The 17026-nt window shown below is 59.5% G+C and carries 14 protein-coding genes; 5 read left to right on the forward strand and 9 right to left on the reverse strand.

Annotated elements, in window-relative coordinates:
• Positions 1 to 303: 303 nt before the first annotated feature.
• From SB753_RS31850 to SB753_RS31860, 3 genes are all read right to left on the reverse strand, one after another.
• Positions 304 to 1230 carry an NAD(P)-dependent oxidoreductase gene (locus tag SB753_RS31850; protein ID WP_410803825.1) on the reverse strand — a complete coding sequence of 309 codons (927 nt, stop codon included), beginning with the start codon at positions 1228 to 1230 and terminating at the stop codon, positions 304 to 306.
• A gap of 122 nt (positions 1231 to 1352) precedes the next feature.
• Positions 1353 to 1730 (reverse strand): carboxymuconolactone decarboxylase family protein, encoded by a 378-nt coding sequence (locus SB753_RS31855; RefSeq protein ID WP_410803827.1) that lies wholly within the window; start codon positions 1728 to 1730, stop codon positions 1353 to 1355.
• A gap of 134 nt (positions 1731 to 1864) precedes the next feature.
• Complete coding sequence (locus SB753_RS31860) at positions 1865 to 2971, reverse strand: porin (protein ID WP_410803828.1); 1107 nt, start codon at positions 2969 to 2971, stop codon at positions 1865 to 1867.
• 343 nt (positions 2972 to 3314) lie between these two features.
• On the opposite strand from SB753_RS31860, the gene SB753_RS31865 reads away from it, so the two are divergent.
• From SB753_RS31865 to SB753_RS31880, 4 genes are all read left to right on the forward strand, one after another.
• Positions 3315 to 4655 carry an MFS transporter gene (locus tag SB753_RS31865; RefSeq protein WP_410803830.1) on the forward strand — a complete coding sequence of 447 codons (1341 nt, stop codon included), beginning with the start codon at positions 3315 to 3317 and terminating at the stop codon, positions 4653 to 4655.
• Between the two features lie 215 nt (positions 4656 to 4870).
• Positions 4871 to 5629 carry an SDR family NAD(P)-dependent oxidoreductase gene (locus SB753_RS31870; protein WP_410803832.1) on the forward strand — a complete coding sequence of 253 codons (759 nt, stop codon included), beginning with the start codon at positions 4871 to 4873 and terminating at the stop codon, positions 5627 to 5629.
• A 15-nt stretch (positions 5630 to 5644) separates the two neighbouring features.
• On the forward strand, positions 5645 to 6268 hold the full coding sequence (locus tag SB753_RS31875) for a glutathione S-transferase N-terminal domain-containing protein (protein WP_410803834.1): 624 nt from the start codon (positions 5645 to 5647) through the stop codon (positions 6266 to 6268).
• An 82-nt stretch (positions 6269 to 6350) separates the two neighbouring features.
• Positions 6351 to 7727, forward strand: a complete 1377-nt coding sequence (locus SB753_RS31880) for an MFS transporter (protein ID WP_410803835.1) — start codon at positions 6351 to 6353, stop codon at positions 7725 to 7727.
• Positions 7728 to 7903: 176 nt separating this feature from the next.
• Here the strand turns inward: SB753_RS31880 and SB753_RS31885 are convergent, their stop codons facing one another.
• Both SB753_RS31885 and SB753_RS31890 read right to left on the reverse strand, forming a co-directional pair.
• On the reverse strand, positions 7904 to 8941 hold the full coding sequence (locus SB753_RS31885) for an alcohol dehydrogenase catalytic domain-containing protein (protein ID WP_410803837.1): 1038 nt from the start codon (positions 8939 to 8941) through the stop codon (positions 7904 to 7906).
• Between the two features lie 172 nt (positions 8942 to 9113).
• Positions 9114 to 10556, reverse strand: coding sequence for an NAD-dependent succinate-semialdehyde dehydrogenase (locus tag SB753_RS31890; RefSeq protein ID WP_410803839.1), 1443 nt, complete (start codon positions 10554 to 10556; stop codon positions 9114 to 9116).
• A gap of 277 nt (positions 10557 to 10833) precedes the next feature.
• On the opposite strand from SB753_RS31890, the gene SB753_RS31895 reads away from it, so the two are divergent.
• The gene (locus tag SB753_RS31895; RefSeq protein WP_410803841.1) at positions 10834 to 11625 is read left to right on the forward strand and encodes an IclR family transcriptional regulator; all 792 of its coding nucleotides are present in this window, start codon (positions 10834 to 10836) and stop codon (positions 11623 to 11625) included.
• Between the two features lie 84 nt (positions 11626 to 11709).
• Here SB753_RS31895 and SB753_RS31900 read toward each other — a convergent pair whose 3' ends face one another.
• From SB753_RS31900 to SB753_RS31915, 4 genes are all read right to left on the reverse strand, one after another.
• On the reverse strand, positions 11710 to 13941 hold the full coding sequence (locus SB753_RS31900) for a xanthine dehydrogenase family protein molybdopterin-binding subunit (protein ID WP_410803843.1): 2232 nt from the start codon (positions 13939 to 13941) through the stop codon (positions 11710 to 11712).
• Entirely contained in the window at positions 13938 to 14933 is a 996-nt protein-coding gene (locus SB753_RS31905; RefSeq protein WP_410803845.1) for an FAD binding domain-containing protein, read from the reverse strand. The genes SB753_RS31900 and SB753_RS31905 overlap by 4 nt, the downstream gene beginning before the upstream one ends.
• On the reverse strand, positions 14926 to 15609 hold the full coding sequence (locus tag SB753_RS31910; RefSeq protein WP_410803847.1) for a (2Fe-2S)-binding protein: 684 nt from the start codon (positions 15607 to 15609) through the stop codon (positions 14926 to 14928). The genes SB753_RS31905 and SB753_RS31910 overlap by 8 nt, the downstream gene beginning before the upstream one ends.
• 370 nt (positions 15610 to 15979) lie before the next feature.
• Entirely contained in the window at positions 15980 to 16972 is a 993-nt protein-coding gene (locus SB753_RS31915) for an aldo/keto reductase (protein ID WP_410803849.1), read from the reverse strand.
• Positions 16973 to 17026 lie beyond the last annotated feature (54 nt).

Raw genomic sequence — 17026 nt, forward strand, 5'->3', positions numbered from 1 at the left:
GTTGTCCCTCTTAGCCACGCTTGCAGCGACGACACTTGCGGTCGAATCGACTCAACGCACAATGAATGAATCCCAAAAGAGGCTCCGCGGTCTTCGATTGCTGCGCGAAACGTTGCGCATCCGGATGCCGACTCTGAGGCCCCGTTGTTTCTACCGGGGATCTATGCAAGAACTTGTCGCAACAAACTTCGCCCCTTCTCTCGCCTGAAAGCGTGGACTAGACTTCCTCTGATTCAGTCCGTGCTCGCGTGATGAGTGGCACGCCGGTCCGAGTGTGCCAAACCGGCTGCAATCAAAGCGCGTCTAGCCGCGCGCGAGCGTCCGCTGGACATCCTCGGCGGACTCCTTTATGTGAACCCCGGCTCGTTCATTTACAATTTCCATTGGCGAGCGGGAATCGCGATCGTGCCATCCCCTTTCAAGCGCAGCTTCATAGTCCTCGAAAGCGGCCTGCGTGTACTTCATCGGTACGTTGAGATCGCGAGCGAGGTCCAGGCCCAGCGTCAGGTCTTTATGCGCAAGACGTAGTGCAAACGAAGCGGGGTCGTATTTCGACTGGAGGTAGTGGTCACCGATCACGTCGAATGTCCGCGCTCGGCCGATCGCGCCCATCCGAATCGCATGCCACAATTCAAGTGGCTCTACACCTGCTTTCACGCCCAGAGCGAACACCTCGGCAATGACCATTCGCATCACGAAGCTGGCCGTGTTGTGCACCAGTTTGGCGGCAGTAGCAGTGCCGAGTGCACCAACGAACATGACCTGATCACCGATAGCGTCGAGTACTGGTTTATGCTTTTCAAAGGCCACACGGTCGCCGCCAACGTAAATGGCAAGCTTTCCCGACTTCGCTCCGCCCGGTCCGCCGCTGACCGGCGCATCGAGCAGCGTGATATGCCGCTCGGCAAACTGCTTGCCGATCTGCTTGAGAACCGTCGGCGAATTGGTAGTGAGGTCGAACCAGATCGTACCCTCACGCATGTTGCAAAACAGCCCGTCCTCGCGCATGGCAATGTCCTGCATCTCTTTCGGCCCGGGTAGCGACGTAAACACAACGTCGACACAGCGCGCCAGCTCGCTCACGGACGCCGCGGCCAGTGCACCTCGGGCAACGAACGGTTTGCAGTTTTCAGGCTGGACATCAAACACCGTCATCTCGTAACCGGCGTTGAGCAGGTTCTGAGCCATTCCCGAGCCCATCCTGCCGAGTCCTATAAATCCAATCTTCATGTGGTTCTCCCAAGCATTGATAAAAGCGGAAGGACACGATTCGTATCTAGCTACCGCGCATTAATTGCGTACATTCGAAACGCTCGCGTCGCGCACTGAGCAGAACAAATGTTCGACGCCTGTCAGCCAACGAGGCCGCGCGATTTAAGTACCTCCTCCGCGACCTTGAACGCCTCACCTCCGGAAGGTAAGCCGCAATAGACCGTCGCCTGCAGCAGGATTTCTTTGATTTCATCGACGGTGCAGCCATTGTCGATCGCTACACCGACGTGCAGTCTCAGCTGATTCGGTCGGTTCAACGCCGTCAGCATTGCAACATTCAGCATGCTGCGATACTTTCGTTCGAGCCCTGGGCGCGACCACGTACGTCCGAAGCAGACCTCCTGCGAGTAACTGTTGATCGCCTCGTTAAAGGCATTCTGGGCTTTGTCCTTTGCTTCCATGTACTGCTCGCCGAGCAGTTCCGTCATGACACGACGACCTTGGTCCAGGTTCTGCATTTGCTACGCTCCTTTCCTTTTCTAAAGGCTTCAGTTACCAAATCAAAACAGGTGCTTTCTATTGCTAGAGAACGGCGCAATTGGTTCGCGATCGTTAGGCAGTCGATCGTCTAAGCCACGCATCGCGGATGAATTCAGAAGAGGGTTCTGATGCCAAGCTGGAATGTCCGGCCCGTCGAGCCTGGCGTCGCCGCGCCCCCGAAGTAGAGCGCTGCGCCCAATGAATAAGCCGCTGCATGCTTGCTTTGAACCTGGCCGTAGGACGTATAGAGCGTCGTGCGCTTCGATAGGGAATAAATAAGCGCGAGCGACTCTACATACGCATTTTGGCTCGGACTGTGTCCTTCAGACGTATCGATAATCTTCTCGACCTGTGCATCGGCCTGAATGTCGGGCCTGATCTGGTATCGCAGGCCGACGCTCGCCAGCCCATACTGCACTTTAGGACCGGCCTTCGTCGCGGTGTTCGCGGTTGTATCAGTGTCCCTGGCATAGTTCACGTAGATTCGAGCAGGTCCGACCGTGTACGTCCCGCCAATCGTATAGGCGATGTACTCCCCTGTTCCGTCAGTTTTCACGTTTCTCACGTAGCCACCATTGAAGGCGAATGAAGCCGTCGTGTAGTAAACGCCTGCAGAAACTGTCGATCCGTCGCGCATGCTGCCGGGAACGCCACCAAAGCCATACATCAGCCGGACGGTTAGACCATGGATTTCGGGCGACATGTACACGGCCGAGTTGCTGGTTCTCGAGGTGGCGATATAGCCATTCAGAAGTCCGGTGACGGAACCATTCGGCAGCGTCCGCGAGATGTCGGAAAGCCCCCCGGCCAACCCCAATTCGAACGGATCGTTCCCGGCGAACGCCCAGAACTCCGGTGAGTATTGCCGTCCGAACGTCAATGTTCCAGTCGGTCCGGAGATACCCAGCCACGCCTGCCGTCCCCAGAAAAGCCCGCCCTGCTGGATCGCACCGTTGTTCACGCCAAAACCGTCTTCCAGAGTGAAGATCGACTTGTACCCGCCGCCCAGATCTTCCGAGCCTTTAAGCCCGAACCGGGAGCCAAGCGGAGCGCCGCTCATCTCCCTGACCAGCGTTCCTTTCCCCTGATTCGAAATGTCAATGACGGCGTCAACGATGCCGTAGAGGGTCACGCTGCTCTGCGCCCATGCTGACGATGACTGCATTGCGAAAAGCGAAGCTGCAAGCGCCCCGCACGAACACCATCTCGCCTGTTTCATTGCCGCGTCTCCAATATATATTTCGTATTCCTTAGGGTGCGCTCCGGAACTCTTGCATGTCGCAAAAAGATTTACAGTCCCGTTGTTCGTATATACGGCCTCCAAATCGTATATACGCATAATACTTCGTCGAACCAGTCGGAAAGTCAATCGGTAATTTCAGATAGAAAATCCATTGGGCCAGCGAAGGATGCGCGGGCAAGGATCAGCTGTCGCACGTACGTCGCGCCAGCGCTGCCGGGCGGTGGTGGATACCGATTGACATTGAGCAGAGTTACCCTACACTTGCGTATATACGCATAACAGATCGTATATGCGAACTAACACTCTGGACGGAGGAGACATGCACGTGCACCGACACGATCTGCTGGCGACGACTCAGGATTCTGCGGCGGACGCCGATGCGAATAGAAAGAACATGAAGCGCATTGGCGCCGCTGGATTTACCGGAACGCTAATCGAATTCTATGATCTGCAGATTTACACGACGGCGGCGGCGTTAGTATTCGCGCATGTTTTTTTCCCACAGCTCGGTGCAGCGGCCGGCACGGTTGCTGCGTTCGGCACCATTGGGGTTGTATTCGTCGCGAGACCGGTCGGCAGCATCCTGCTCGGACACTTCGGTGACAAGCTGGGAAGAAAAAAAACGCTGGTGCTCACATTGTTGATGATGGGACTCTCCACAGTGGCTGTCGGCCTTCTGCCTACGAGTCAGCAGATCGGCATTTTTGCCCCGATCGCCCTCATCGCCCTGCGGATCATCCAAGGTATAGCAGCCGGCGGCGAGTTTGCTGGCGCTGCACTGCTCGTGGCCGAGAACGCGCCGCCGGGCAAGCGCGGTGCATGGTCAGCCTTACCGAACCTTGGCGGAGCTGCTTCCAACACTGTTGCCGGTCTGACCATGCTCCTCACAAGCCTTACCATGAGCAGCGAAACTTTCCGCGCGTGGGGTTGGCGCGTACCGTTCCTGTTCAGTGGCGTACTGCTTGTTGTCGGTCTATGGATTCGCATGAAGATGGGAGAGACCCCCGTCTTTGCCAAGCAGGTTAGCGAGCACGGCACGTCCCGCGTTCCGATCCTTGATGCTTTCTCGTCTCAACCTCGAGACCTTCTCCTTGGGTGCTTGGTCGAGGTCCCCGCTTTTTCCATGCTGTACCTGGTCGTGACTTTCGTGCTGAACTACGGTGTGAACACGCTTCGGCTAAGTTACACCGAAGTGCTGCTGGTCACGGTCACGAGCGGCATTGTTACTTTCATCGGCATTGTGATTTCCTCACAGTTGTCCGACCGTATCGGACGCAAGCCCGTCCTCCTCATTGCTAACGGTCTTGCGGCGGCGTGGGCGCTCGTTCTGTTTCCGATCCTCTATAGCGGTACTCTGGCAGGCTACACCGCGGCAGTTCTCGTGACCGTGTTGATAGCTGGGTTCATCTTTGGACCCGTTGGCGCATTTATGTCCGAGCTGTTTCCGACCCGCTATCGTTACACGGCGGTTGGCGTCTGCTACAACGCATCGGGGATCATCGGGGGCGCTTTGCCGCCACTTGTCGCGGCACCCATTATCGCGGCGTATGGCACTTATGCGTTCGGCGCGGTCCTTTCAGGCGTCTGCCTCATCAGCTTCCTCTGTTGTATTGCTCTCAAGGAAACACGCCTGCGAAAGCTGGACGCTGACATCTCCTGAACGCCCAAACGAAATCGAGCCTGCTTATCTCGTGTGTCATCGCCTTGATCGGTGAACGATTGCCTCGCCGCTCTTCGGCCCCACGAATCGATAACGATGGCAGGCAGCTTTACATACCGCCATATATTCACATTGCGAACGCATCCGAACCCCGATGATGTCTTACTGCCGCGTCGTGCATACGGCAGCGGCCCACTGATAGACGAGTATCCACTTTGAGCGAGAAAGCTGAGATGGAGACAGACAGCAAGATGAACCAACGACGACTTTGCGGCCGGCGTATCGTCATAGCGGGAGCAGCCTCGGGAATCGGCAAGGCGACTGCCAGGCTGTTCGCCGAGCACGGCGCAACACTTGCATTAATTGATCGTGAGCGAGATGGCGTGGAGGAGATTGCCCAGGTGACTGGCGCCTATGGATTTTGCGCTGACGTGACAGACGAAACAGCAGTCAGCCTCGCCATGAAGCAGGCAGCTCAAGCAATGGGCGGAATGGATGGCATTGTCAACACCGTTGGCGTCATGTTGCGTGGGTCCGTGCTTGATGTCGAAGTCGCCGAATGGCGGCGAGTGATAGACATCAATCTAACCGGCGCTTACATCCTTGCCAGGTCCGCCCTTCCCTGGTTGAAGACGTCAGCGAGTTCGACCATCGTCAACGTTGGCTCAGGTCAGTCGCTGCTGCCTAATTCCGCGGATCGGACCGCCTATTCTGCATCCAAAGGAGGCGTGCTGAATCTGACGCGCGCGTTGGCCGCCGAACTGGCACCTGCGATCCGGGCTAATACGGTATGCCCGGGGCTGGTAGACACACCAATGGCATCAGGCGTGCAAGGCAACGTGGGCAACTATGCTTTGGGCCGAATGGCGCGGCCTGAGGAGATCGCCGAAGCGATCCTCTTCCTGACAAGTCACGAATCAAGCTATGTCACGGGTGCTGCGCTAGCGGTAGACGGCGGCAGGTCCTTTCACTGACGGAGCGTAGAACTCATGACTGGTCACGCAACCTTTATCTTGCGGTCCTCGCTTACATCACCGTTCGTGCGAAAGATTCGAATGGTGGTCGAGGTCCTGGGGCTGACAGACCGGGTAACGCTGCAGCCCGCAGCTCCCTATGACGAGGATGATTCGCTCCGCACTCAAAACCCGCTCGGCAAATATCCATGTCTGGTGTGCAACGACGGAAATAGTTTTTTTGACAGCAGCGTGATACTCGAGTACCTGCAGGAAGTCGCGCAAACGGACCGCTTGCTGCCTGCCCAAGGTCCGCAGCGCATCAGGATGCTTGTACAGACCCGGCTTGCAGACGGCATCATCGATGCGGGCGCACTCGTGATCTACGAGCATCGATACCACGAAAAGGAGCATATGTCAGAAAAATGGCTGCACTACCAGCGCGGAAAGATCTGGCGTGCCTTGTCGTCGTTTGAGGCATGTCCTCCCTCCTCGCAGGAAACAAACGCCGTGAGTATCGGCCTTGCGTGCGCCCTCGGGTTTCTCGACAAGCGGCAGATAGTGGACTGGAGAGCATCCTGTCCCCGCTTGTGCGGCTGGCTTGCCGACTTCGCTGCGAACGAGCCGGCCTTCGAGCGCACGAGTCCGTTTCTGGCGTGATTCCGCTGCGACTGCTTGCAGGATTTCGGCCCGCGGCGCCAGCGCAATACGACCGGAAAAATCATAGTAGATGGAGGAGACAATGATGGTGAGTGACAGACAGATAGCGAAAGACGAACTCCCTCTTCTCGACAATGACCGCAGACAAATGAGGCGCATAGCAGCCGCGGGATTTACTGGAACTGTCATCGAATACTTTGATCTCCAGGTTTATTCGATTGCAGCGGCAATTGTCTTCGCACACCTGTTCTTTCCCCAGCTTGGCAAGGCTGCCGGAACCGTTGCTGCATTTGGCACGATTGGCGTTGTTTTCGTGGCCCGCCCGCTCGGCAGCCTGATCTTTGGTCATTTTGGCGATCGTATTGGCCGCAAACATACGTTGGTCATCAGCCTGGTCATGATGGGACTGTCAACGGTACTTGTCGGACTCTTGCCGACGAGCGCTCAGATCGGCGTCGCGGCGCCGATCTTACTGGTACTGCTTCGCGTCATCCAGGGCATTGCCGCCGGCGGTGAATTTGCCGGGGCAGCGCTGCTCATCTCCGAGAATGCGCCGCCGGGCAGGCGTGGCTTCTGGAGTTCAATGCCATCAGTTGGAGGTGCCGTCGCAATCAGCAGCGGAGCGCTCGCTTTCACAGTGACGAGCATGACGATGAGCGCCGACGCATTCCGGACGTGGGGTTGGCGCCTTCCATTCCTGGCGAGCACTGTGCTTCTCGTCGTCGGTCTGTATATCCGGATGAAGATGGAAGAAACCCCCGTCTTTGCAAAACAGGTGAGCCAGCACGGCGTGTCCAGGGTTCCAATCGCCGACGCTTTCAGGACTCAGCCGTTGGATATCCTCCTGGGATGCATGGTAAGCGTGCCCGCCTTTTCGATGCTGTATCTGGTAATGACGTACGTCGTGAACTTTGGCGCCAACAATCTTCATCTCGGATATACCGCGGTCACCGTTGTCTCCGTCGTAAGCGGCCTCATCATGATAGTTGGCGTGTTGGCAGGCTCAAGTCTCTCCGATCTGATTGGCCGCCGCCCTACCCTTATTGCCGGCAATGGCTTCGCTGCACTGTGGTCCCTTGCATTGTTTCCGACCTTGCATCACGGCTCGATGACCAGTTATTCACTGACTATTCTTGTGACCATGCTGGTTGCAGGCTTTGTATTCGGCCCAGTCGGCGCATTCATGTCCGAGCTTTTCGACACCCGTTATCGCTATACGGCCATCGGCGTATGTTATAACGCCGCGGGAATAGTGGGAGGCGCGCTGCCCCCCCTTTTTGCGGGTCCAGTCATTGCAAGCTATGGAGCGTTTGCCTTTGGCAAGGCAATGGGCGCGCTCTGTCTGGTCAGTCTCGTTTGTACCGCATGCATCCGGGAGACTCGTCATCGGAAGCTCGACGTCGACGGTGGTGTTCCGCAAGCGCCGGCAGTTGCGCATCGCACGATATCGAATAGTTAGCTATTGCCATAAAGACAATTACGTCCACTGTCTCGACCTGGAAGTTATATCGGGACATTTACAGCCGCCGGTCACATACGAGGCGGCTCGCGAAATAAATAAAGGGAGATCATGTTTCCATGACCTCCCTTCTACGTACATGGGTCTATAACTTCAAGGACGATACCCACCGACGATCAATTGAAATTCGTCACGACAAACGTGCCTGTATTCGCAAACGTCGTCATGTCTTGAAACACGCCGCCCACCTCCGAAAGCGAAATCGTCTTCGTCACCATTTTTCCGGGCGTGAGGCTGCCTCTTGCAACGAGCGGAATCATCGCGGCAAATCGATGCGACGCCATGCCGAGCGAGCCGATCAGTTGTAATTCCTTAAGAACGATCATGTCGATCGGTATGCTCACATAGCCCGCTTCTTTCTTCGTGGTCAGTCCGATCTGCAAGTGACGACCGCGCTTGCGCAAGCTCCTGATGCCGTCCACACAGGTCTGCGCAATACCGAGCGCGTCGACGGCCACATGCGCGCCGCCTTTGGTAATGCTGACAACAGCTTCTACTGCATCTGTCTCGCGAGCATTGATTGTGAACGCTGCGCCCATGCGCTCTGCCAGTTCCAGATTCTGGGCGTTGATGTCGACACCAATAACCGTCGCGCCGAGCGACGCCGCGATATTGACGGCCGATAAACCAACCCCACCGCAACCGAATACGACAACCCATTCGCCCGCCTGCACGGCCGCCCGATCCACCAGCCCGTGAAATGAGGTCATGAAGCGGCAGCCCAGTGCCGCACCATCGTTGAAACCAATTTCGTCTGGCAGCAATGTGACGTTGCGGTCCGCCAGGGGCACGCTAACGTATTCCGCGTAGCCGCCGGAGTAGGCGCGTCCGGCGATGATGCCGCTTTCGCAAAGATGCGAATGGCCACTCTGACAATACTCACAAGTGCCCTCGCTACCCGAGAACGGCACGACGACGCGATCGCCGCGCTTGAAACGGGTCACACCGGTTGCCACTTCCTCGACGACACCGGTCATCTCATGGCCCATGATGGCCGGAAACTCGCGCGGAATGTCACCTATCCACGCGTGCCAGTCGCTGCGGCAAACTCCGTTAGCCATGACGCGGATCAAAACTCCCTGATCCGCGAGAGCCGGATCGGGCACGTCCCTAACCGCGAGTTTTTGAACACCTTCCAGTACCAACGCTTTCATGCAGTCTCCTATGCGCACTTATTCGCTTGTTCACTTTGAAAAAAAATCGCGCTTATCGATAACGGTGCAGAACCCCCTTCGGGCGATGCAACGCCAAACGGGATCCGCGTTCGCGGACCCGCGTGGATGCCATCAACTGTTCAGGCCGTTACGCGCGGTATGGAAGGCTCTCTCACGTAACGTGATTGACGTACTTCTGATGCATGAAGGCCGCCAATCCCTCGGGACCGCCTTCCGCGCCATAGCCGCTGTCCTTGACACCGCCGAACGGCGCTTCGGTATGAGAAACCGCGAAGGAGTTGATGCCCACGCCACCGGCCTGAAGTTCATCGCCAACGGCCACCGCAGTCGCCGCAGACCGCGTAAATGCGTACGCGGCAAGTCCATAAGGAAGGCGATTCGCCTCTGTGAGCGCTTCGTCCAGTGTCGAGAAGCGCCGCACAAACGCCAGCGGGCCGAACGGCTCGATCTCCATTGCCTTGGCAGATGCGGGCACATCGGCGACGAGGCTCGGGCGCCAGAAATAGCCCTTGTCCTGAGCACGGCGGCCGCCCGCGACGAGACGTGCGCCTCGTGTGACTGCGTCCGCAGTCAACTCTTCCATGGCGTCGAGGCGCCGCTGATTGGCGAGCGCACCCATCTGGCTCGTCGGGTCGAGCCCCGGACCAACCTGCACCCGGTCCATCGCCTCGCCGAAGCGGCTGACGAATTCTTCGTAGATGCCGTCCTGCACGAGAAAGCGTGTCGGCGAAGTGCATACCTGGCCGGCGTTACGCGTCTTGCCCTGAATGCAGGTTGCAACAGTGCGCTCGAGATCCGCATCGTCGAAAACGAGCACCGGCGCGTGCCCGCCGAGCTCCAGCGTGCATGGTTTGAGGCCTTCCGCAGCAAGCAACGCCAACTGCCGCCCGACGGAAGTCGATCCCGTGAAGTGAACCTTGCGAATGATCGGTGAGCGGATCAGATGCGTCGACACTTCCGACGGAACACCGAACACCACGTTCAACGCGCCGTCAGGCAGGCCCGCGTCGGCGAGCGCCTGAGCGAGGCCGATCGAAGATGCCGGTGTTTCCTCCGATGGCTTGAGTACCACTGTGCAGCCGGCAGCTAGTGCCGCGGCCACCTTGCGCGCAGGCAGGACCGCTGGAAAATTCCAAGGGGTCAGCGCCGCCACTGGCCCAATCGGCTCGGGTAGGACCAGTTGGCGCGCCCCTGGCAAACGTGCCGGGATGACCCGACCATAGGCGCGCAGCCCCTCTGCCGCGTACCAGTCGAGCGTCTCGGCTGCAATCGAAAACTCCAGCGCCGACTCCGCGAGCGTCTTGCCTTGCTCGAGCGTCATGAGTCTCGCCAGTTCGTTGATGCGCTCGCGGATCAATTCAGCAGCGCGCCTCAATATCGCCCCGCGCTCTATCGCCGGACGACGCCGCCAACTGTCGAAAACAGAAGCACTTGAGGCAAGCGCGTCATCGAGATCTCTGGCGTTGGCGCGGGGCACTTCCGCGAGGGTGTCGCCGGTTGCGGGATTGCGCACGACGACGCATGAACCGCCGCCGCCATTGCGCCATTCTCCGGCGATGAAGAGCTGCGGCACAGGATAGTTTGATGCTGACATATAGGTCATCTCCTCCATTATTTCGTATTTACGAACTACAGTTCATCTATACGTCTAGTTTAGGAGTGCCGTCTAGAGCATGTCAAGAAAGGAAAGGTCGCGCACGCGTTGGCCGCTCCGGATTCCGCCAGGCAGCACAACGGGCACGATGACTGGCAACGGGCCGGGACCACGTAAAATGCCGACGTGCGTCCGGCACTGCGTGCGCTGGCGACGGTAGACACTGTCGAACGACAGTCGATGAGCGACAACCAAGACCTTACGTGAGCAAATACCGATGGCTGACACGAATGACCGAGAAGATTCTTCCGTGAACTCCAGGCGCGATCGCGATCCCCAGCCACACCGGACCGTCGATCGAGTCACCCGGATCCTGGAAGAGGTTGTCTACAATCCCGGCATGACCTTCGCCGAACTCGTGCGCGCCCTGGACGCCGCGAAAAGCTCGGTGTACGGATTCATTCAGGGGCTTCTGGCCAAGGGATGGCTGTACGAGGAACAGAACCGCTTCTATCTCGGACCCGCGGTTTACGGGCTCACCCTGGCAAGCGGCCACATCAGGGCCGGTCTGGTGACCCACGCCGATCTGCTCGCGCTGCACGAAGCAACCAGTCTCGCCGTGTTTCTTGGCGTGCAGGCAGGCGATCACCTGATTTACATTGCGGAAGCGGGCACTGATCCCGTCGAGGGATTCGAGGCGCGCTCCAACATTCGCCGAAAACTTCTGTCAACCGCTGGCGGCAAGGCATTGCTGGCTGCCAAGTCGGACCCCGACCGCATATCGTTCCTGCGTCGGCAGAACGCCGAGGAACAGGAACTCGTCGAAGAATTCCTGTCGGAACTGACCGACATAAGGAAAACGCGGATCGCCACGAACTTGCGCCGTGGCGGCACACGATTCGCCATTGCAACGGTGGTTCACAGCCTTTCCGGCGAACCAGTGGCAGCCATTACACTGGTGGGCCCGGCTTCCAAGGCGCAAAGTCGCGCCGACAAGCTGGGCAAACTATTGATCAAGCACGTGGACGCATGGTCGAAACGCTCGACATCGCCGCGGGAAGCGATCTGATTCCTGAATCGTATTTTCCCAAACGTGAAGCGCCTGTCTTTTAGCGCTTCCCCATACGTCGCTTACTGCGCGCCTGTGTGAAAGCTAGGCCGACACGGTCGGGACGTTATCCATCAGCTTGTCCAGCGTGATCGGCAGATTGCGAACGCGCTTGCCAGTCGCATGATAGACGGCGTTCGCCACCGCGGCGGCCAACCCTGTCACGCCAATTTCGCCAATCCCGCGCGCGCCGAACTCGCCGAGTTTGTAGTCAGGATAGTCGAGCAGAATGACGTCGATATCCGGCTGATCCGCGTGGACAGGCACCATGTACTCCGCATAGTTGTTGTTCACTGGCAAACCGTTGCGCGCGTCGTAGTCCGCCGCTTCGAAAAGCGCCATGCCGATGCCCATCACGATCCCGCCCTCGACCTGATTGCGCGCAGCAAGGGGGTTGATCACCTTGCCGACGTCGATTGCGCTCACTACGCGGGCTACGCGTAGCCGCGAGATGCCCGGGTCCCAGCGCACTTCGACGAAATGCACGCCGAACGAACGGAACGAATATTTAGTCATATCGGCGGGATCGCTGTGATACCAGCCTTCTGCGCGAGCGAGTTGCTGACTGGCGAGAATGTCGGCGAATGCAACCCGTTTCGAACCCGACGACAGTGCGCCGTTCTGCACCACGAGCGATTCCGCCGGCAAACCGGCAAACGGTCCCGACGCCGCAACCGCATATTGCTTCATGCGCTTGAGCGCCTCACGGGTGGCGCCAGCGATGGCAGACATTGCGCTCGCCGTCGCCCACGAGCCGCCCGACACCGGGCCTGCCGGAAACGATGAGCTGCCCAGTTCGACTTCGACTTTCTCCACCGGCAGACCGGTCAGTTCGGCCACCGTTTGCGCGACGATTGTGTACGTGCCAGTTCCTATGTCCTGCAAACCGCACTGGGCGAGCGCACGACCGTCCGCACGCAATGTGACGCGTGCTTCCGTCGCCACGCGGTAGGCTTCCCAGTTGCACGCGCCCATGCCGTAGCCAATGATCTCGTCGCCCTCGCGCATTGAGCCAACCGCTGCGTTGCGACGGCTCCAACCAAAGCGGTCGGCAGCAGTTTTCATGGCTTCCGGCAAATGGTTGCTCGACCACGGCAGATTGCTGCTTTCGTCGCGCGTCGACAGATTGAGTTGACGGAACGCCAACGGGTCCATGCCAAGCGCGAGCGCCATCTCGTCGATCGCGGATTCCAGCGCAAACAGGCCCGGCGCCGCGCCTGGCGCGCGCATCGACGTCGGCGTGCCGCGATTGACCGCACTGTTGCTGTGTGTGACGAGCACGTTCGGACACGAGTAGAGGCTCTTCGTCATGCCGCCACACGCCTCGGTGTAGGCGTCGATTGTCGACGTGCTGTTGTACGACTCGTGGCTGACCGAGACCAGTTTGCCGCTCGCGTCCGTGGCGAGCCGCACGCGTTGCATCGTCTCCGGCCGGTGGCCAACTGTCGTAAACATCTGCGCGCGGGGCACCACGAGTTGCACCGGCCGGTTCGTCATCCGCGCCGCCGCGCAGGCCGCGATCGAATGCGGCCAGGGCCAGAGCTTGCTGCCGAATCCCGAGCCGATGAACGGCGCACGCACTTCGACTTGATCCGCAGTCAAATCGAACACATTCGCGAGCACGTTGCGATGGTTCAGCACGCCCTGGCTGGACTCGTACACGATCAGGCGCCCGGACTGCCAGTAAGCGGTGGTCGCGTGCATCTCCATCGGATTATGCGTTTCGACGGGCGTCGTGTACGTCTGCTCCAACCGATGCGCGCCTGCTTGCATCCCCGCCTCTACGTCGCCGCGAGAATGCCCGCGCGGTCCTTTTTTCGAACCATGCGTTTCGAGCGCCTGCGTCAGACTTTTTACCGGCTCGCTCGTTACGTAGTCCACCCTGACGCAATACGCCGCGGCGCGTGCATGTTCGAAGGTATCCGCCACCACCAGAGCGACGAACTGGCCGGGATAGTGAATCTGGTCGTCTTCGAAGGGTAGACGATGCTCATCAACCATGCCGGACGACAGAATCTCGGTAAAACTCAGCGGCGCATTCGGCGTGCGGTGCAGGTTCAGAAAATTGCCGTGGTGAAGCACGCTCACGACGCCCGGCATGCCCCGCGCTTCGCTGTCGTGGATTGCCTGGATTTTTCCGCTGGCTATCGTGCTGTAAACGCCGTATGCGTACAACATGCCGTTCATTGGATGGTCGGCGGCATAGCGCGCACCGCCGCTCACCTTCAGGCGCCCATCGATGCGTTTATGCGGGACACCGATAATTTTCTCGCTCATGCGGCCTCCGTGCCTGTCAGATTGCGAAGGTTGCGGACGATGGCCTGCTGGCCGAGCGGCACCTTGAACGCGTTGTGGGCGTAGGGATGTGCGTCGCGAAAGGCTATGCTCGCGGCTTGCGCGAAAAGGTCCATCGAAGCGCTTTGCCCCGCGAGGGACGCTTCCGCCTCGCGCGCGCGCCATGGTTTGGTGCCTACGCCGCCCATCGCAATGCGCGCCTCCCGAATACGCGGTCCATCCATCACCACGATTACGGCGCTAGAGGCCAGCGCGAACTGGTATGACGCCCGGTCACGCAGCTTCAGGTAGCCCGAGCGGCTACCGGTGAGCGGCGCGTCGAGCGTGACGTGCGTGATCAACTCATGCGGATGGAGCGCATGTTCTTTCCATGGCGTGTCGCCCGGCAACAGATGGAAATCGCCGAAGTCGATCTCGCGCGACCCACGTAGCCCCTGCACGGTGACGCACGCGCCGATTGCCGTCATCGCCACGCACATATCCGACGGGTGGCTCGCGATGCAGTGCTCGCTCGTGCCGAGCACAGCATGCACGCTGCGGTTGTGTCCGCCGATGGCTGAGCACCCCGAGCCCGGTTCACGCTTGTTGCAAGGCGAAACGCCGTCGCGGAAGTAGTTGCAGCGTACGCGCTGCATCACGTTACCGCCGGTTGTTGCCTTGTTGCGCAATTGGGTCGATGCGCCGGCCAGCAGCGCCTGCGAAAGCACCGGATAGTGCGTGCGCACAATCGAATGACGCGCGAGTTCTGAATTCGTCACGAGTGCGCCAATCCGCAGACGGCCATCGGGCAAGGCCTCGATCTGCCGAAGCGGCAGGCGGTTGATGTCGACGAGTTGATCCGGCCGCATCACGTCTAGCTTGACGAGGTCCAGTAGCGTGGTGCCGCCGGCGAGATACGACGGCCGCTGGGCGGCTGCATGATGGTTGAGGGCCTGCCCGACCGAGCTCGCACGCTCGTACTCGAAGCTACGCATTGGGCACCTCCTTCATCTTTGCGCGTGCGGACTGGATTGCCGCCAGAATGTTCTTGTAGGCCGCACAGCGGCAGATGTTGCCGCTCATTGCCTCGCGCACGCTGGCGTCGTCGGCGGGAATGCTCGGGTCGCGCAGGATCGCCACAGCGCTCATCATCTGGCCGGAAGTACAGTAGCCGCACTGATAGGCGTCGTGTTCCCAGAAAGCCTCCTGTACGGGATGAAGCTCGCCGCTGCGCTCCAGTCCTTCGATCGTGGTGACTCGATCGCCCTCGTGCTGAACCGCCACCGAAAGGCATGAGTTCACCGATTTGCCGTTCACGTGCACCGTGCACGCGCCGCACTGACCGTGATCGCAGCCCTTCTTCGTCCCGGTGAGCTGCAGCCGGTCGCGCAGGACGTCCAGCAAGATCGCGTTCGAAGGAACGTTAAGCGTGTGCATCTGACCGTTGACGTTCAACTGGATGCGGTGCTCGCCGCGCGCCGGCTTGGCTGAGTCGGTCACGGTCTTCGGCCCCTCGGCGCGCGTAATCGCGCCCGCCTGGTGCAGCCAGGGCGCGGCCGTCGCACCGGCCACCCCGATCTTCAGGAAATTACGCCGGGACGGCCGATGTGCCGCCTCGCTCAAGCCTTCGTGCTGGTCAGTGCTTTCTGAATCGGGAACTCTGTCTTGCATATTCGACTCCTTCTGCGACAGCGGCGTGTAAGTAGGGAAAGGCGAGAAGATCGGCCGTCCATTTGGACGGCGCGAAGCGATTGGAGCGATCAGACGGATACGGAGGGCATGAAGACGGTGGTCAGCCGGCAGAACAGCCCCAACTCTCCCCGCGCATGAACGGCCATGGCGCTAACGTCAGCGGGTGCGCTCCGATCGCCTCGTCCGCGTCCAGGACGTAATGACCCGACATCAAGGACAAACAAACTCATTCGCATGGCGCACTTACAAATCGTCGGGCGTGGTCGAGATCTGTTCTGTCACGTTGGCATGCCTGACCATCAGGTACGGTACAAGTTGCTTCCGTAATGACCGGCTCGCCCTCAAAGTCTCAGTGGCCGGTCATCTTCAGCGCGGCCTCCGGTAAGCGCTCGCCGAGGACCTGGATTTTCGATACCTCGAGGTCAATCACGGCAAGATCTTCCGTTGTCAGTTCGAGATCGACGGAGCCCAGGTTCTCTTCCAGGCGGTGCAGCTTGGTGGTACCGGGAATCGGCACGATCCAGGGCTTCTGGGCGAGGAGCCACGCGAGGGCGACCTGTGCGGGCGTCGTGCCCTTGCGATCAGCAACGGACCTGATGACCTCGACGAGCGCCATGTTGGCCCTGCGCGCTTCGGGCGAGAAGCGCGGCACATTGTTACGGAAATCCGTCGGATCGAATGTGGTGTTCTCGTCGATCTTGCCGGTGAGAAAGCCGGCGCCCAACGGGCTGAATGGCACGAAACCGATGCCCAGTTCGTCCAGGGCCGGCAGCAGTTCCAGCTCCGGCCCGCGCCAGAATAGCGAATACTCGCTCTGTACTGCCGTCACCGGCTGAACAGCATGAGCACGGCGGATCGTCTTCACGCCCGCCTCGGACAGGCCGAAGTGCTTCACCTTGCCCTCGGCAATCAGGTCCTTGACCGCTCCGGCCACGTCCTCGATCGGCACGACCGGGTCTACGCGGTGCTGGTACAGCAGGTCGATACGGTCGGTGCGCAGGCGCCGCAGCATGTTCTCGACCACGAGCTTGATGTGTTCAGGCCGGCTATTCGTGCCTCCGCGGCGTTCGCCTGTGGTCTGGTCGATGTCGAAGCCGAACTTGGTGGCGATGACTACCTCGTCGCGGATCGGTTGCAGGGCTTCGCCGACGAGTTCTTCGTTGGCGAACGGGCCGTACGCTTCGGCGGTGTCGAACAGTGTCACGCCGCGATCATGCGCGGCATGGATGAGTTTGATCATCTCCTGCCTGTCCGCAGGCGGGCCGTACACGGCGGTCATGCCCATGCAGCCGAGGCCAAGGGCGGAGACTTCCAGGTTGTTTCCGAGTTTGCGGGTTTTCATGGTCTGCTCGTATTCGTTGAAGGTGACTCGTGCCGGACGGCTGACGCAAGCCTT

Origin of the sequence: Paraburkholderia sp. SIMBA_053, from assembly GCF_046534895.1 — a bacterium.
Taxonomy (GTDB): domain Bacteria; phylum Pseudomonadota; class Gammaproteobacteria; order Burkholderiales; family Burkholderiaceae; genus Paraburkholderia; species Paraburkholderia caledonica.